This is a genomic window from Xanthomonas sp. CFBP 8443 (assembly GCF_025666195.1).
Taxonomy (GTDB): domain Bacteria; phylum Pseudomonadota; class Gammaproteobacteria; order Xanthomonadales; family Xanthomonadaceae; genus Xanthomonas_A.
Genome location: NZ_CP102592.1, coordinates 3,987,163 through 4,001,658 on the forward strand (window position 1 = coordinate 3,987,163; position 14,496 = coordinate 4,001,658).

Sequence of the window (14,496 nt, forward strand, 5' to 3'; positions counted from 1 at the left end):
TGGCGCGCGAAGTGCGCCATGTCCAGTCGGTTGCCGCTGTCCCCCCCGATGTCCCCGGAGCATCCCCCATGTCCCGCACGCTACGCAGCCTGCTGTGCCTGCTCTCGCTCACCGTCGCCATGGCCGTGCCGGCCTTTGCGCAGACGCCGTTGACCGTGTTCGCCGCCGCCAGCCTGAAGGAATCGCTGGACGAGGCCGCCGCGGCCTATCAGCGCGCCAGCGGCACGCCGGTACAGGTGTCGTACGCGGCCAGCTCGGCGCTGGCGCGGCAGGTGGAACAGGGCGCGCCGGCGGATGTGTTCTTCTCCGCCGACCTGGAGTGGATGGACTATCTGCAGCAGCGCCAATTGGTCGCTCCGGCGCAGCGGCGCAATCTGCTGGGCAATACGCTGGTGCTGGTCGCACCCGCGTCGAGTGCGGCCAAGGTCGATCTGCGCAAGCCCGGCGCGCTCGCTGCCGCGCTCGGCGCGCAGGGCCGGCTGGCGCTCGGCCAGACCAATAGCGTGCCGGCCGGCAAGTACGCGCGCGCCGCGCTGCAGACGCTCGGCCAGTGGGACGGCGTGCAGGCGCGGCTGGCCGAATCGGACAGCGTGCGCGCCGCGCTGATGCTGGTCGCGCGCGGCGAAACGCCGCTGGGCATCGTCTACGGCTCCGATGCCAAGGCCGAGCCGAAGGTGCGGGTAGTGGCGGTGTTCCCCGCCGACAGTCACGCGCCGATCGTGTATCCGGTGGCGGCGCTGCGCGCGAGCAAGCACCCGGCCGCGGCCGACTTCGTGCGCTGGCTGGGCACGCCGTCGGCGCAGGCGATCTTCCAGCGCCGCGGTTTCTCGCTCGCGCACTGAGCCGTCGCCGTTGTTCGCGTTCACGCCGCAGGAACTCACCGCCATCGCGCTCAGCGTCAAGGTCGCGCTGGTCGCGGCGCTGGGCAGCCTGCCGTTCGGGGTGGCCTGCGGCTGGCTGCTGGCACGGCGCCGTTTCCCCGGCAAATCGCTGCTGGACGCCTTGCTGCACCTGCCGCTGGTGATGCCGCCGGTGGTCACCGGGTACGTGCTGTTGATCGTGCTCGGCACGCAGGGACCGGTCGGCGCCTGGTTGCTGGAGCATCTGGGCGTGCAGTTCGCGTTCCGCTGGACCGGCGCCGCGCTGGCCAGCGCGGTGATGGGATTCCCGCTGATGGTGCGCGCGATCCGCCTGGCCCTGGAATCCACCGACCGGCGCCTGGAGGCGGCCGCGGCCACGCTCGGCGCCGGGCCGTGGCGGGTGTTCTTCAGCATCACCCTGCCGCTGGCCTGGCCGGGGCTGGTCGCCGGCACCGCGCTCGCCTTCGCCAAGGCGCTGGGCGAATTCGGCGCCACCATCACCTTCGTGTCGAATATTCCCGGAGAAACGCAGACCCTGTCGGCGGCGATCTACGGCCTGCTGCAGGTGCCCGGCGGCGAAGCGGGCATCTGGCGGTTGGCGGCGGTTGCCCTGGCGATCTCGCTGGCCGCGCTGCTGCTGTCCGAATGGCTGGTGCGGCGCCAGCGCGGGCCGGAGGCGGACGCATGAGCCGGCCCAACGCCGCTGCGCGCCTCCTGCTCATACCGCGTTCGCGGCACGGGAGCGCGCGCCGATGCTGAGCATCGACATCGAAGTGCAACGCGGCCGCTTCCAGCGCCGCTTGCGGGTCGAGGAACAGGCGCGCGTGGTCGCGCTGGTCGGCCCCTCCGGCGTCGGCAAGACCAGCATGCTCAACGCCATCGCCGGCGTGCTGCGGCCGCGCAGCGGGCGCATCGTCATCGACGCGCGCGTGCTCTACGACAGCGACGCCGGCATCGACGTGCCCACCCACCGGCGCCGGATCGGCTACGTGTTCCAGGACGCGCGGCTGTTCCCGCACATGGATGTGCGCCGCAACCTCGGCTACGGCCGCCACGGCCGCGGCCAGGCCGAGCGCTTCGGCTTCGATGCGGTGGTCGAGCTGCTCGGCATCGCGCCGCTGCTGTCGCGGCGCCCTGGCAATCTGTCCGGCGGCGAAGCGCAGCGCGTGGCGATCGGCCGCGCGCTGCTGTCGCAGCCGGCGATCCTGCTGTTCGACGAACCGCTGTCGGCGCTGGATGCGCAACGCCGCGGCGAGCTGATCCCGTACCTGCAGCGCGTGCGCGACGAGGTGCGCCTGCCGATGCTCTACGTCAGCCACCAGGCCGAGGAAGTGGAACGCATCGCCGATGCGATCCATCAGCTGGACTAGGGCGCCGACGCCGCATTCACCGCCGATGGCCAGACTGTGCGCCATCGCCATCGAAGCGAGGCCGCCGCCATGCGTCGCTACCGCAAGCACGATTTCCCGCTCGACCAGGTACGCCGGTTCCTGGAACCCGGCCCGGTGGTGCTGCTCGCTTCGGCATGGAAAGGGCAGCGCGACATCATGACCATGGGTTGGCACATGGTGCTGGAGTTCTCGCCATCGCTGATCGCCTGCTGCATCTCCAGCGCCAACCATAGCTTCGAGCTGGTCCGGCGCAGCAGGCAATGCACGATCAACCTGCCGACCGCGGACCTGCTCGACACCGTGGTCGGCATCGGCAACAGCAGCGGCGCGCAGCTCGACAAGTTCGCCCACTTCGGGCTGACCGCGATACCCAGCACGCACGTCGGTGCGCCGTCGATCGCCGAGTGCTACGCGAGCTTCGAGTGCCGCCTGCACGACGGCCGCCAGATCGCCAGGCACAACCTGTTCGTCTGGGAAGTGGTCAAGGCGCAGGTCGCCACGTCGCCGAAACTGCCCAGGACCCTGCACTACCGCGGCGACGGCAAGTTCATGCTGTCCGGCGCGGAAGTCTCGCGGCGGCGGCTGTTCAAGCCGGAGATGCTGTAGCCGCGATGACAATGCACGGCAGCGATCCTGCTGCTGCCACATCGGGCATCCCGTCGAGATGCCGACCTTGTAGGAGCGACTTCAGTCGCGACAGACTGTACGGCGACGCCTATCGCAACCGATGGCCAGAAGCTAACCGATCGCTTCCGCAATCCTCAATCGTCAGAGAAATACTTTCCAGCGCTCACGGTTCGGCATCACGCACTCAACGCGCACTTCGACCGCCCACGCGCCCGGTCTGCACGCTGGCCTTGCCCTCGCGCACCTCGAAGGTGAACGCATAGGCCAGCGTCACCGGCACCTCTTCCACCGACATTGCATCGTCGCAGCGGCCCTCTACTGCCGGCCGCTGCGCCGGATCGGCATAGGTGCAGATCGCCGCTGGCACGAAACGCCAGCCCGCGACCTCGCGCTGCACCGCCTGCAGCAAGTCGGCATTGTCGACCAACGCACCGGCACTGCATTCCTCGCGATCGTGCAACGGCTCGCTGCGCTCGACGGCGCCCTGCGCGGACAGGATCACGCGCACGCACACCGTGGTCGGCGGCAGCGTGCGCCGTGGCGACTCGGTCGGCAGTTGCGGTGTCGCCGCGTCCAGCGGCTGCGGCATGCGGAACACCTGCTGCGGCTGCATCTCGTAGGCCGAGATGGCCCCCGCGGGGGCGCCGTCGCCGCGTGGCGCAAGCAGGCGCTGGTCCACGGAATCCAGCCGCTGGGTCTGCTCGCGCTGCGGCTGGCTGGCGCAGGCTGCCAGGCACAGAAACAGACCTGCCGAACCGATCCGGCGCGCGCTCATCTCTGCGACGCCACGGTCACGCCGCAATACACGCGCCGGGCCGGCCCTTGTCCATCGGACTTGACCACATCGCACATGCGCTGGTCCGTATTGCGCGTCTCCGCATCCAGCAGATACCAGCGATAGCCATCCGCATCGGCCAGTCCCGTAGGCGTCGCGACAGGCTGCATCCCGGACTCGAACGTGACCGGAATCTTCAGCCGGCCACGGATCGCACGCCCGTGTTCCTGGGCCGGCGTGAAGCGCCACTGCCGGGCGGCCGCGATGGCCGCCTGGTCCAATGCCGCGTTGCCGCTGCCACGACCGAGCAAACGCACGTCGCTGGCCGTACCGGCTTCATCCACACTGACCAACAGCATCACTTTTCCCGAGGCACCCTCGCGCAGCGCTTCGCGCGGATAGCGCGGCGGCAGCATCGTCATGGGCTTGGCAGGCATGGTTGCGCGCTTGGCGGCCGTGTCCGTCGCCGCGGCGCCGGCTGCGGCAGCGAGTGTCATCGGCAGGCGCTTCCCGCTGCTTGCCGGCCCAGTGCCCGCTGCAGACGCGTCCCCCGCCAGCACAACACCCGCATCCGGGGCTTGCGCATCCGACCGCCCAGGCGCGATGCCGCTTCCCGCCAACGCGGACGCCGGCGGTGGCTGCAACGCCCAGGCCGTAGCGCCGCCGCACAGCCCCGCCATCGCCACCAAAGCAACTCCCGTGCGCCGCCGCCAGCCGCTCACCGCCGGCCGTCGCAGCATGCCGATCCGCTGCCGCAAGGTCTGCCCGGCCTGCCAATGACAGCCGACCGGCAACGCGATCGCATCCAGCTGGGTCTGCAGCATCGCCTCGGCGTAGCTGCGGCGCGAGGCCGGATGCCGCGCCAGCACCGCCGCATCGCAGGCCAGTTCCTGGTCGAAGCGGAACCGCGGCGCGGCCCAGTGCAGCAACGGATTGAACCAGTGCACGCAGCGCAGCGCCGCCAGCAGCAGGTTGCAGCGGGTGTCGCCGCGGGCGATATGCATGCGTTCGTGCGCCAGCACCAGTTCCGACTGCGCGGCCGGATAGCGCAGGGCGAAGTCCATCGGCAGCACCACGCGCGGCCGCAAGGCGCCGAGCACCAGCGGACCGTGTGCCGCATGCTGCGCGTACAGCACGCCATCTGCACCCGGCGACAACCGCCCCAGGCTGCGCCGGTAGCGCCGCTGCTGCCGCCACAGGACGGCAGCCATCGACGCTGCGCCCAGCAGCCACAGTGCGGCCATCCACAATGCCAGATGGTCGTTCGCCATCGCCATCGCGCCAGTAGCGCCAGCCGATCCCTGCGGCAGCCCGACCCAGACCTGCGGCATCGCCAGCGCCGCCGGCAGCGCCGGGCGCACATCGCCAGGTAGCAGCACGCCGAGCATCGCCAACGGCACCACCGCCCACAACGTATAGGCGACGCTGGCGCCGAACATCCGCCGCAACGGCGCGCGCAGCGCCAGCACCGCTACGATCGCCGCACTGCCGGCCAGCGCCGTCGCCCACATCCCCGCCACGAAAGTTTCAACGCTCATCGTCCAGCTCCTGGATCAGTCGTTTGAGTTCGGCGATATCGGCGTCGCTGAGCTTGCCGCGTTCGCTGAAGTGCGCCACCAGCGGCGCGACGCGGCCGCCGAACAGGCGTTCGAGCAGGCCTTCGCTCTGTTGCTGCACCCACTGTTCGCGCTGCAGCAGCGGCGCGTACAGATAGCGTCGTCCCTGTTTGTCGGCGCGGATCGCGCCCTTGTTGAGCAGCCGGTTGAGCAAGGTCTTGACCGTGGGTTCGGCCCAGCCGCCATGCCCGGACAGGGCCGCGAACACCTCTTCGGCCGCGAGCGGATGCCGGCTCCACAGCACTTCCATCACCACCGCTTCCGCATCGCTGATCGCCATAGCGTTTACACCTGTAATTTTTATCGATTACACGAGTAAACGAACCGCTTGTCAAGCGGTCACCGCACATTGCCGAACCCTGGAACCGTGGCCCTCGCCTAAGCTATGCGGATGACCGACCACCTCGAAGACCTAGACGCCGTTGCCGACCTGATCCTGCAGCGCATCCCCGGCACGCTGCGCATCGGCGCGCCGCTGGGCATCGGCAAGCCGCATCGCCTGCTAAACGCGCTGTACGACCGCGTCGCCGCCGATCCGGCGCGGCCGATGCAGCTCTACACCGCGCTGTCGCTGAACCCACCGCCGGCCGGCGGCGGGCTGGAAGGCCGCTTCGTGCGGCCGTTCGTGCAGCGCCATTTCGGCGAGGATTTCCCGGCGCTCAAGTACGTGCAGGCGTTGCAGCGCGATGCGCTGCCGGCGCATATCCAGGTCGAGGAGTTCTACATGCAGTCCGGCGCGCTGCTGCACTCGGCACAGGCGCAGCGCGGCTACACCAGCCTCAACTACACCCATGCCGCCGACGCGGTGGCGCAGCGCGCGCCGAACCTGATCGTGCAGAAGGTGGCGCGCGAACCCGGCGGCACGCGCCTGTCGTTCTCGTGCAACAACGACATCACCCAGGACACGCTGGACGCGGTGCGCCGGCGCGGCCTGCCGCGGCCGCTGCTGGTCGCCGAGGTCGATCCGCAGCTGCCGTGGATCGGCGGCAGCGCGGCGGTGGAGCCGTCGTTCTTCGACGTGGTGGCGACGCCGCCGGGTCCGTATCCGCGCCTGTTCGGGCTGCCGCGGCAACCGGTGGCCGATGCCGACTACGCCATCGGCCTGTACGCGAGCACGCTGGTGCGCGATGGCGGCACACTGCAGATCGGCATCGGCACACTGGCCGACGCGCTGTGCCACGCGCTGGTGCTGCGGCATACCGACAACGCGCGCTATCGGCAGGTGCTGGCGGCGCTGGATCCGGAACTGGAAACGCACCCGGCGGTGCAGGAATGCGGCGGACTGGCACCGTTCTCGATCGGCCTGTTCGGCTGCAGCGAAATGCTCAACGAAGGCTTCCGGCAACTGGTCCAGTGCGGCGTGATCCGGCGCAAGGTGCTCGACGATGCCGCGCTGATGCAGCGCGTGGCCGACGGCAGCGCCAGTGCCGACGACCAGGCGCGGCTGCAGCGCGATGGCGAATACCTGCAGGGCGCGTTCTACCTCGGCTCGCCCGAGTTCTACGCCTGGCTGCGCGACATGGCGCCGGAGGCATGCGCCGCGATCGGCATGCGGCGGATCAGCGAGATCAACCAGCTGTACGGCGGCGAGGCGCTGCGCCGCGCGCAACGGCGCGAGGCGCGCTTCTTCAACTCGTGCATGATGGCCACCGCGCTGGGCGCGGCGGTGTCCGATGCGCTGGACGACGGCCGCGTGGTGTCCGGCGTGGGCGGCCAGTACAACTTCGTGGCGATGGCGCATGCGCTGGACGACGCGCGCAGCGTGCTGATGTTCCGCGCCACCCGCGGCGAGGCGCGCACGCTGCAGTCCAATCTGCGCTGGAACTACGCCCACACCACGATCCCGCGCCACCTGCGCGACATCTACCTCAACGAATACGGCATCGCCGACCTGCGCGGCATGACCGACGAGGACTGCGCCGTGGCGATGGCCGGCCTGGCCGACGTGGCGTTCCAGCCGGCACTGCTGCAGCAGGCCAGGCAAGCGCGCAAGCTCGCCGTGGATTTCGTCGCGCCGCGGCACTGGCAGCGCAACCGCGCCGAGCGGGTGCGTGCCGCGCTGGCTCCGTTCCGCGCCGACGGCACCCTGCCCGACTATCCGCTCGGCAGCGACTTCACCGAGATCGAGCAGCGCCTGCTGCGCGCATTGGCCTGGCTGAAACGCAACACCGCCGGCACCGGCGCGAAGCTCGCGACCGTGGCGCGCGCGCTGCTGTCGCGCACCGCCGCCGATCCGGCGTGCCTGCAGCGCATGGCCCTGGATGCGCCGCGCAGCCTGGGCGAACGCGTGCAGGCGCGGTTGCTCGCCTACGCCCTTCGGCAAACCGAGGCGGGCTGAAGCATCAGTATCCCGCCACGGCAGCATGTCGCTGCCCGAGCCTGTCGGTGCGATTGGGATGGTGCGCGCGGCGATACGAGGGAAGACATGCGCTGGCCGCCGTGTCGGTAACGCTGCCGGCGCAGGCCAGCGCAGGGAGAAGCATCGCCACCGCCGATGCAGACACGAGCGGAACCCGAGGCGATGCCCGACCCGGCGTCGCCGCTCGCGGCCCGCGGCTCGCGGCTCGCCGCCGCATCTTGCCGATGGGACGCTCCGCGATACCCCGATGGACGCTCGCGATACGGTGCAGGAGCGCGGCCCGGCAGCCTCGCTGCGCTCCGGTCAGCGGGGAGCCAGCCATTTCACGCGGGCTAGCCGCAGCGCGTAGGCATGGTGGACGGAATTCCTGCTGGAGTCGCCGATGTCCCGTCTATCGCTTCCACTCGCCTGCCTTGCCGTCCTGTTCGCGAGCACGATCGACAGTGCGGCGGCGCAACCGCCCGCCAAAGCCGCCACCGCGCCAGCACCGGCGCCGGACAGCGGCGAGCGCTCGCTGCTGCGCGCGCAGGTGCTGCTGGACCGCGCGCACTTCTCGCCGGGCGAGATCGACGGCCAGGCTGGCTCCAACCAGCGCCGCGCCGTCTCCGGGTTCCAGGCCGCGCGCGGCCTGAACGCGAGCGGCGAACTCGACGACGCCACCTGGCAGGCGCTGGCGCAGGACACCGCGCCGGCGCTGGTCGCCTACACGCTCACCGCCGAGGACGTCGCCGGTCCGTTCCCCAAGATCCCCGAGGACACCGCGGAGAAGGCCACGTTGCCGGCGCTGGGCTACGAATCGGTGGAAGAGCGCCTGGGCGAGCGCTTCCACGCCGCGCCTGCGCTGCTGCGGGCGCTGAACCCCTCGATCGACTTCGCCCAGGCCGGCGCCAGCGTGCAAGTGCCGAACGTGCTCGGCACCGCCGCGCTGCCCAAGGCGGCCAAGCTGCTGGTCGACAAGTCCGATTCCACCGTGCGCCTGCTCGACGCCAACGGCGCGATCCTGGCCCAGTTCCCCGCCTCCACCGGCAGCGAGCACGATCCGCTGCCGATCGGCGAATGGAAGATCAAGGGCGTGGTGCGGCAGCCGACCTTCCACTACAACCCCAAGCTGTTCTGGGACGCCGACAAGTCGGACAAGAAGGCGACGCTGGCGGCAGGCCCGAACAACCCAGTTGGCGAGGTGTGGATCGACCTGTCCAAGGACCACTACGGCCTGCACGGCACGCCGAATCCGGCACGGGTCGGCAAGGCGCAATCGCACGGCTGCGTCCGCCTGACCAATTGGGATGCGCTGACCGTCGCCGCCGCGGTGAACGCGTCGGTGCCGGTCACCATGCAGGACTGAGCGCATGCGTAGCGTTCCGATCCTGGCATTGCTGGTCGCGGCGGCACTGGGGTACTTGAGCCTGCGCGGCGGCGTGGTGCAGGTCCGTCCCAGCCCCGTGCCATCGGCCGACAGCGCGGCGCCCGCCACGCCAGAGGCACCCCCCGCTGCCGGGCCGGCAGCGGCGCAGGCACAACCTGTGGCGACTGCACCATCGCCTCCGTCCGTCGCGGACACCGCGCAGGCTCGACCGGTTGCGGCGCCAGCGAGCGCAGCGGCGCCGGCCAGCGCATCCGCCGGTCTGCTGATCCCGGTACAGGGCGTGACCGGCGACCAGTTGCAGGACACCTTCACCGACGCCCGCAGCCAGGGCCGCCGCCACGACGCAATCGACATCCTGGCGCCGGCCGGCACACCGGTGCTGGCGGTCGCCGACGGCAGCGTGGAAAAACTGTTCGACAGCGAGCGCGGCGGGCTGACCGTGTACCAGTTCGAGCCCAGCGGCCGCTACGCCTACTACTACGCGCACCTGCAGCGCTATGCGGACGGGCTGGCGGAGAAGCAGGCGATCCGCCGCGGCCAGGTGATCGGCTATGTCGGCAGCACCGGCAATGCCGACCCTGGCGCGCCGCACCTGCATTTCGAGATCCACCGGCTCGGCCCGGAAAAGCAGTGGTGGAAGGGCGAATCGCTCAATCCGTATCCGTTGCTGCGCGGGGAGCGGCAGTTGTAGCCGAGGGGCCGCCCGAAGACCCCTTGGCGGCCTGCCGCATCTTGGCCTGCTTCACTTTGGGGGCCAGCCGGACCGGAAGCATCGAATCCGAGTCGGTTCAGGTCCAGGCCGGCCCCGGCTGGCGTTCGCACCGTGCGCGGCTGGGCTGCTTTCTCCGAGCAAGCCACGCAGGCCCGGCAGGCCGCCAACCAGCGCCGAGCGGCAGGCACCACGGTGCCTGGCTGGCGTCGGCGACGCGGCGAGCGCTTGAACCGCAGCGGACCGACAGCCCGGTTTCCGGCATCGCTTCGAAGGTCCGCCCGGCCCGGGATGTCATTCGCGTGTAAAATTGCGCGCTTTGCGCAGAAGCATGGCGAAAGCTCCTCCACGGCCGCCTGTCCCGGGCCCGGCGTTCATTCGCCTCCTCGCACGTCTCAGCGACGCCGACATGGCGCCGTCCAGCCCCGCACTGGCCGATCGCCTCGGCCAATGGATCGACTGGACGCGTGCCGTCGCCGTGTCCAGGGCGCTGGACGGCAAGCTGCCTGCCATCGACGACGACGCGCCCTTCGAGAGCACCGACGAGCACGAATGCGCGCGGGTGCGCGGCGCGCTGGAGGAGGCCATCTGCGCCGATCCGGCCACGGGCGCCGGCAAAGCTCGGGGCGCCGGACATGGCCATGGCGCCGACGCGACCGCGCCGATCGACTATGCGCCGTTCCGCGAGCGCTACCTGTCGCTGCAGCGGGCGATGCTGACCGCCACCGGCCGCCTGCGCGGCCAGCTGCGCGACACGCTGGCGCGGTCCTCGGCCGACATGGCGCGGCTGGCGGAGGTGGACGCGGTCATGGAGTCGACCCTGAGCCCGCGCGAGCAGACCCTGCTGGCCGCGGTCCCGACGCTGCTGGGACACCATTTCGAACGCCTGCGCGAGGCCGGGCACCCGCCGCCGGCCGACGCGCAGCCGCCGGACACCGCCTCCCAGGCCGCGCGCGCCGGCGCCTGGCTGGACGTGTTCCGCCAGGACATGCGCAGCGTGCTGCGCGCCGAGCTGGACGTCCGCTTCCATCCCATCGAAGGGCTGCTCGCAGCGCTTCGCACCCGCTGACCGAGACGACATGTTCAAGACCATCTTCCATTCCATCGTCTTCCTTGCCGGCCTCGCCGCCGTGTGCTGGATCGGCGTGGGCTACCTCGGCTCCAACCCGCTGGGCGCCAGCTTCGCGCTGCTGATCGGCGCGTGCTACGTGGCCGGCGCGCTGGAGCTGTACCGCTACCGGCAAGCAACCGCCAGCCTCGCCCATGCCGTGACCGAAGCCAGTGCGGCGCAGGCCGACCTGGGCGGCTGGCTCGCGCGCCTGGATCCGAGCCTGCGCAACGCGGTGCGCCTGCGCATCGAGGGCGAGCGCGTTGCCTTGCCAGCACCGGGGCTGACCCCGTACCTGGTCGGCCTGCTGGTCCTGCTGGGCATGCTGGGTACCTTCCTGGGCATGATGGCGACGCTGCGCGGCACCGGCCTGGCGCTGGAAAGCGCGACCGACCTGCAGGCCATCCGCGACTCGCTGGCCGCGCCGGTCAAGGGCCTGGGCTTCGCGTTCGGCACCTCGATCGCCGGCGTGGCCAGTTCGGCGATGCTCGGCCTGCTCGCCGCGCTGTGCCGGCGCGAGCGCTCGCAGGCGGTGCAAGCGCTCGACCTGCAGATCGCGACCACCCTGCACACCCATTCGCAAGCGTTCCAGCGCAGCGAAGCGTTCAAGCTGCTGCAACGGCAGACCGAGCTGATGCCGGCGCTGATCGACCGGCTGCAGGCGATGGCGGCGGGCATCGAGCAACAGGGCGCCGCCAGCGGCGACCGGCTGGCGAGCCATCAGGACGCCTTCCACGCCCGGACCGAGGCCGCCTACACGCGCCTGGCCGGCGCGGTGGAGCAGTCGCTGCAGGCCGGGGTCGCCGAAAACGCGCGCGCGCTCGGCGCCGCGCTGCAGCCGGTGGTGCAGGCCACGCTGGCCGGCCTGGCGCGCGAAACCGCCACGCTGCACGAGCGCGTCGAACACGCCGTGCAGCGGCAGCTGGACGGCCTGACGTCCGGCTTCGAAACCGCCGCTGCGCGCGCTGCGCAGACCTGGGACGCCGCACTGGCGGGGCAACGCGGCACCAACGAGGCGCTGGTCCAGGATCTGCGCAGCGCGCTGGAGGGTGCCGGCGACAGCTTCGCGACGCGCTCGGCCGGGCTGCTGGATGCCGTGTCGGCGCGCCTGGACGCGACCGCGGACGGCGCCAAACAGGCATGGCACGAGGCGCTGTCGCGCCAGGAAGACCTCAACGACCGCCTGGCGGCGCGCAATGCGCAAGCGCTGGACGCGATCGCGGTGCGCCTGGACGCCACCGCCGACGGCGCGAAGCAGGCCTGGAGCGACGCGCTGTCGCGCCAGGAGGAGATCAACGCGCAATTGGCGGCGCGCAACGCACAGGCGCTGGACGCGATCTCGGCGCGCCTGGACGCCACCGCGGACGCCGCCAAGCAAGCCTGGAACGATGCCCTGTCGCGCCAGGAGCAGGTCAACACGGCTCTGGCCGAGCGCAACGCGCAGGCGCTGAGCGAAGCCGCCACGACGCTGGAAGAACGCGCGGCGGCGCTGGTCGCGGTCATGCAGCAAGCGCATGCGCAGCTGCAGGACGCGCTGCAGGCACGCGACCAGGCGCGCCTGGCCGCGTGGGCGGACACGTTCGCCACCATGGTCGCCGGCTTGAATGCGGAGTGGGAACGCAACAGCGCGCACAGCGCGCAGCGCCAGCAGGAGATCTGCGACACGCTCGAACGCACCGCAGCCGCGATCGCGGCGCAGACCCAGGCGCATGCCAGCGAGACCATCGCCGAGATCTCGCGCCTGGTGCAGACCGCCTCCGAAGCGCCGAAGGCCGCCGCCGACGTCGTCGCCGAGCTGCGCCAGAAGCTCTCCGAGAGCATGGTCCGCGATACCGCCATGCTGGAAGAGCGCAGCCGCCTGCTGGACACGCTGCACACGCTGCTCGATGCGGTGAACCACGCGTCCACCGAGCAACGCACGGCGGTGGACGCGCTGGTCACCACCTCGGCGGATCTGCTCGACCGCGTCGGCACCCGCTTCACCGACCACATCGAGGCCGAGACCGGCAAGCTCGAATCGGTCGCCGCGCAGGTCGCGGTCGGCGCCACCGAAGTGGCGAGCCTGGGCGATGCGTTCGGTGGCGCGGTGGAGGCGTTCGGCCAGTCGAACGCGGCGCTGCTGGAGCGCCTGCAGGGCATCGAACAGGCGCTGGACAAGTCGCTGGCGCGCAGCGACGAGCAGTTGGCCTACTACGTGGCCCAGGCGCGTGAAGTGATCGACCTGAGCATGCTGTCGCAGAAGCAGATCATCGAGGAACTGCGCCAGCTGCCCGGCCAGCATGGCCACGGCGGGGCCGAAGCGGCATGAGCGACGGGCTGGAACTCGACACCGAGGCCGGCACCCCGATCTGGGCGGTGTTCGGCGACCTGATGTCGGTGCTGCTGGGCGCGTTCGTGCTGATCCTGATCGGCGTGATCGGCGTGCAACTGCAGCTGTCGAACAAGCTCGACGAGGAAGTCAGGCAGCGCCAGGCCGAGGCGCGGCAGCGCAAGACCCTGGAACAGGCGCTGGCCGCGCCGCTCGCGGCAGGCCGAGTGACGTTGGTCGACGGCCGCATCGGCATCCGCGGCAGCGTGCTGTTCGCGCTCAATTCCGACCAGTTGCAGCCCGAGGGACGCGAGGTGCTGAAGAGCCTGGCCGCGCCATTGGCCGGCTACCTGAAGGCGCGCGGCGAGATCCTGATGGTGAGCGGCTTCACCGACGACCGCCAGGTCCGCGACAGCAACCGCCAGTTCGCCGACAACTGGGAACTGTCGGCGCAGCGCGCGCTGACCGTGACCCGCGCGCTGATCGACGAAGGCGTGCCGGCCGACGCGGTGTTCGCCGCCGCGTTCGGCGCGCAGCAACCGGTGAGCCCGAACACCGACGAGGCCGGACGCGCCAGCAACCGGCGCGTGGAAATGGCGCCGCTGCCCAAGCTGTCCAAGTCCGCCCCGATCCCGCATGCGCGCTGACGCAACGACGGCGAGCGAACGGATCGCGGCGTGGCGCGCGCAGCATGGCGGGCGCCTGGACCCGCTGCGCGTGCGCTTCATCGAAGCGCTGGCGCGGCGCGCCGATGCCCACCAGGGCGAAGCGCGGCGCCTGCTCGACCAGAAGCTGTCCGCGCTGCTCGACGCCTATGCCGACGACGTGGCCAGGATGCCGGCCGCGGCGGGCGATGCCGATGGCAGTGCCGGTGTCCATGCCGACGTCCATGCCACTGCCAGTGCCGAGACCGCGCCCACCGCCACGCGCGGCCCGCTCGGCGAACTGCTGGATATCTTCGCTAGCGACGCAACGCACGATCCCGCCGGCGCCGCGGCACCGGCGTTCGCGTCGTTGCCCGCACTCGACGACGCGCGCCGGCTGTGGACCGAATTGCGCAGCCGCAGCCAGCTGCGGCAATCGCTGCAACAGGCGCCGTCCGATGCCGGCCCGCTGAATTCCGGCGTGCTGGTGCACCGCTCGCTGGCGCTGATGCGCACGCTGTCGCCGGGCTATCTGCAGCACTTCCTGGCCTACGTCGATGCGCTGTCGTGGCTGCAGCAACTGCGCGACGGCGGCGCGCTGGCGGCACAGCCCACCTCCAGCGCCGCGATCGGCAAGAAGCCGACCCGCGCCAAGCCGCGCAAGCGCAGCTGAAAGCGGGTCACGCGCTTACCGCCATGCGCTGTCTGGCGCATCGGTCCGATCGCACCGATA

The 14,496-nt window shown here is 71.0% G+C and carries 14 protein-coding genes; 11 read left to right on the plus strand and 3 right to left on the minus strand.

Going from position 1 to position 14,496, the window contains the following annotated elements:
* Positions 1 to 68 precede the first annotated feature (68 nt).
* The 4 genes from modA (at position 69) to NUG20_RS16695 (ending at position 2,857) form a co-directional block, all read left to right on the plus strand.
* Positions 69 to 842, plus strand: coding sequence for a molybdate ABC transporter substrate-binding protein (gene modA / locus NUG20_RS16680; RefSeq protein ID WP_263395545.1), 774 nt, complete (start codon positions 69 to 71; stop codon positions 840 to 842).
* Positions 843 to 852: 10 nt separating this feature from the next.
* On the plus strand, positions 853 to 1,548 hold the full coding sequence (modB, locus tag NUG20_RS16685) for a molybdate ABC transporter permease subunit (protein ID WP_263395546.1): 696 nt from the start codon (positions 853 to 855) through the stop codon (positions 1,546 to 1,548).
* Positions 1,549 to 1,612: 64 nt separating this feature from the next.
* Positions 1,613 to 2,230, plus strand: coding sequence for an ATP-binding cassette domain-containing protein (locus NUG20_RS16690; RefSeq protein ID WP_263395547.1), 618 nt, complete (start codon positions 1,613 to 1,615; stop codon positions 2,228 to 2,230).
* Positions 2,231 to 2,299: 69 nt separating this feature from the next.
* Entirely contained in the window at positions 2,300 to 2,857 is a 558-nt protein-coding gene (locus NUG20_RS16695; protein ID WP_263395548.1) for a flavin reductase family protein, read from the plus strand.
* A 205-nt stretch (positions 2,858 to 3,062) separates the two neighbouring features.
* On the opposite strand, the gene NUG20_RS16700 is transcribed toward NUG20_RS16695, so the two are convergent.
* Genes NUG20_RS16700 through NUG20_RS16710 form a run of 3 tightly spaced genes read right to left on the minus strand, consistent with a single transcriptional unit; the run spans position 3,063 to position 5,549 of the window.
* Positions 3,063 to 3,653 carry a hypothetical protein gene (locus NUG20_RS16700; protein WP_263395549.1) on the minus strand — a complete coding sequence of 197 codons (591 nt, stop codon included), beginning with the start codon at positions 3,651 to 3,653 and terminating at the stop codon, positions 3,063 to 3,065.
* Positions 3,650 to 5,191, minus strand: a complete 1,542-nt coding sequence (locus NUG20_RS16705) for a TonB family protein (protein ID WP_263395550.1) — start codon at positions 5,189 to 5,191, stop codon at positions 3,650 to 3,652. The genes NUG20_RS16700 and NUG20_RS16705 overlap by 4 nt, the downstream gene beginning before the upstream one ends.
* Positions 5,181 to 5,549: a BlaI/MecI/CopY family transcriptional regulator gene (locus tag NUG20_RS16710; protein ID WP_263395551.1), complete on the minus strand. Its 369-nt coding sequence runs from the start codon at positions 5,547 to 5,549 to the stop codon at positions 5,181 to 5,183. Before NUG20_RS16710 ends, NUG20_RS16705 begins: the two co-directional genes overlap by 11 nt.
* Before the next feature lie 111 nt (positions 5,550 to 5,660).
* On the opposite strand from NUG20_RS16710, the gene NUG20_RS16715 reads away from it, so the two are divergent.
* The 7 genes from NUG20_RS16715 (at position 5,661) to NUG20_RS16745 (ending at position 14,436) form a co-directional block, all read left to right on the plus strand.
* Positions 5,661 to 7,607 (plus strand): acetyl-CoA hydrolase/transferase C-terminal domain-containing protein, encoded by a 1,947-nt coding sequence (locus NUG20_RS16715; protein WP_263395552.1) that lies wholly within the window; start codon positions 5,661 to 5,663, stop codon positions 7,605 to 7,607.
* 403 nt (positions 7,608 to 8,010) lie between these two features.
* Complete coding sequence (locus NUG20_RS16720) at positions 8,011 to 8,973, plus strand: L,D-transpeptidase family protein (RefSeq protein WP_263395553.1); 963 nt, start codon at positions 8,011 to 8,013, stop codon at positions 8,971 to 8,973.
* A 4-nt stretch (positions 8,974 to 8,977) separates the two neighbouring features.
* Complete coding sequence (locus NUG20_RS16725) at positions 8,978 to 9,685, plus strand: M23 family metallopeptidase (RefSeq protein WP_263395554.1); 708 nt, start codon at positions 8,978 to 8,980, stop codon at positions 9,683 to 9,685.
* Between the two features lie 349 nt (positions 9,686 to 10,034).
* Complete coding sequence (locus tag NUG20_RS16730) at positions 10,035 to 10,772, plus strand: DUF3348 domain-containing protein (protein ID WP_263395555.1); 738 nt, start codon at positions 10,035 to 10,037, stop codon at positions 10,770 to 10,772.
* 10 nt (positions 10,773 to 10,782) lie between these two features.
* Positions 10,783 to 13,119 carry a DUF802 domain-containing protein gene (locus tag NUG20_RS16735; RefSeq protein WP_263395556.1) on the plus strand — a complete coding sequence of 779 codons (2,337 nt, stop codon included), beginning with the start codon at positions 10,783 to 10,785 and terminating at the stop codon, positions 13,117 to 13,119.
* Positions 13,116 to 13,766: an OmpA family protein gene (locus tag NUG20_RS16740; protein ID WP_263395557.1), complete on the plus strand. Its 651-nt coding sequence runs from the start codon at positions 13,116 to 13,118 to the stop codon at positions 13,764 to 13,766. Before NUG20_RS16735 ends, NUG20_RS16740 begins: the two co-directional genes overlap by 4 nt.
* Positions 13,756 to 14,436 (plus strand): DUF2894 domain-containing protein, encoded by a 681-nt coding sequence (locus NUG20_RS16745; RefSeq protein ID WP_263395558.1) that lies wholly within the window; start codon positions 13,756 to 13,758, stop codon positions 14,434 to 14,436. The genes NUG20_RS16740 and NUG20_RS16745 overlap by 11 nt, the downstream gene beginning before the upstream one ends.
* Positions 14,437 to 14,496 lie beyond the last annotated feature (60 nt).

Coding starts and splice junctions, on each gene's coding strand:
- modA (WP_263395545.1), top strand. CDS start 69: ATGTCCCGCACGCTACGCAGCCTGCTGTGCCTGCTCTCGCTCACCGTC.
- NUG20_RS16690 (WP_263395547.1), top strand. CDS start 1,613: ATGCTGAGCATCGACATCGAAGTGCAACGCGGCCGCTTCCAGCGCCGC.
- NUG20_RS16695 (WP_263395548.1), top strand. CDS start 2,300: ATGCGTCGCTACCGCAAGCACGATTTCCCGCTCGACCAGGTACGCCGG.
- NUG20_RS16700 (WP_263395549.1), bottom strand. CDS start 3,653: ATGAGCGCGCGCCGGATCGGTTCGGCAGGTCTGTTTCTGTGCCTGGCA.
- NUG20_RS16705 (WP_263395550.1), bottom strand. CDS start 5,191: ATGAGCGTTGAAACTTTCGTGGCGGGGATGTGGGCGACGGCGCTGGCC.
- NUG20_RS16710 (WP_263395551.1), bottom strand. CDS start 5,549: ATGGCGATCAGCGATGCGGAAGCGGTGGTGATGGAAGTGCTGTGGAGC.
- NUG20_RS16715 (WP_263395552.1), top strand. CDS start 5,661: ATGACCGACCACCTCGAAGACCTAGACGCCGTTGCCGACCTGATCCTG.
- NUG20_RS16720 (WP_263395553.1), top strand. CDS start 8,011: ATGTCCCGTCTATCGCTTCCACTCGCCTGCCTTGCCGTCCTGTTCGCG.
- NUG20_RS16725 (WP_263395554.1), top strand. CDS start 8,978: ATGCGTAGCGTTCCGATCCTGGCATTGCTGGTCGCGGCGGCACTGGGG.
- NUG20_RS16730 (WP_263395555.1), top strand. CDS start 10,035: ATGGCGAAAGCTCCTCCACGGCCGCCTGTCCCGGGCCCGGCGTTCATT.
- NUG20_RS16735 (WP_263395556.1), top strand. CDS start 10,783: ATGTTCAAGACCATCTTCCATTCCATCGTCTTCCTTGCCGGCCTCGCC.
- NUG20_RS16740 (WP_263395557.1), top strand. CDS start 13,116: ATGAGCGACGGGCTGGAACTCGACACCGAGGCCGGCACCCCGATCTGG.
- NUG20_RS16745 (WP_263395558.1), top strand. CDS start 13,756: ATGCGCGCTGACGCAACGACGGCGAGCGAACGGATCGCGGCGTGGCGC.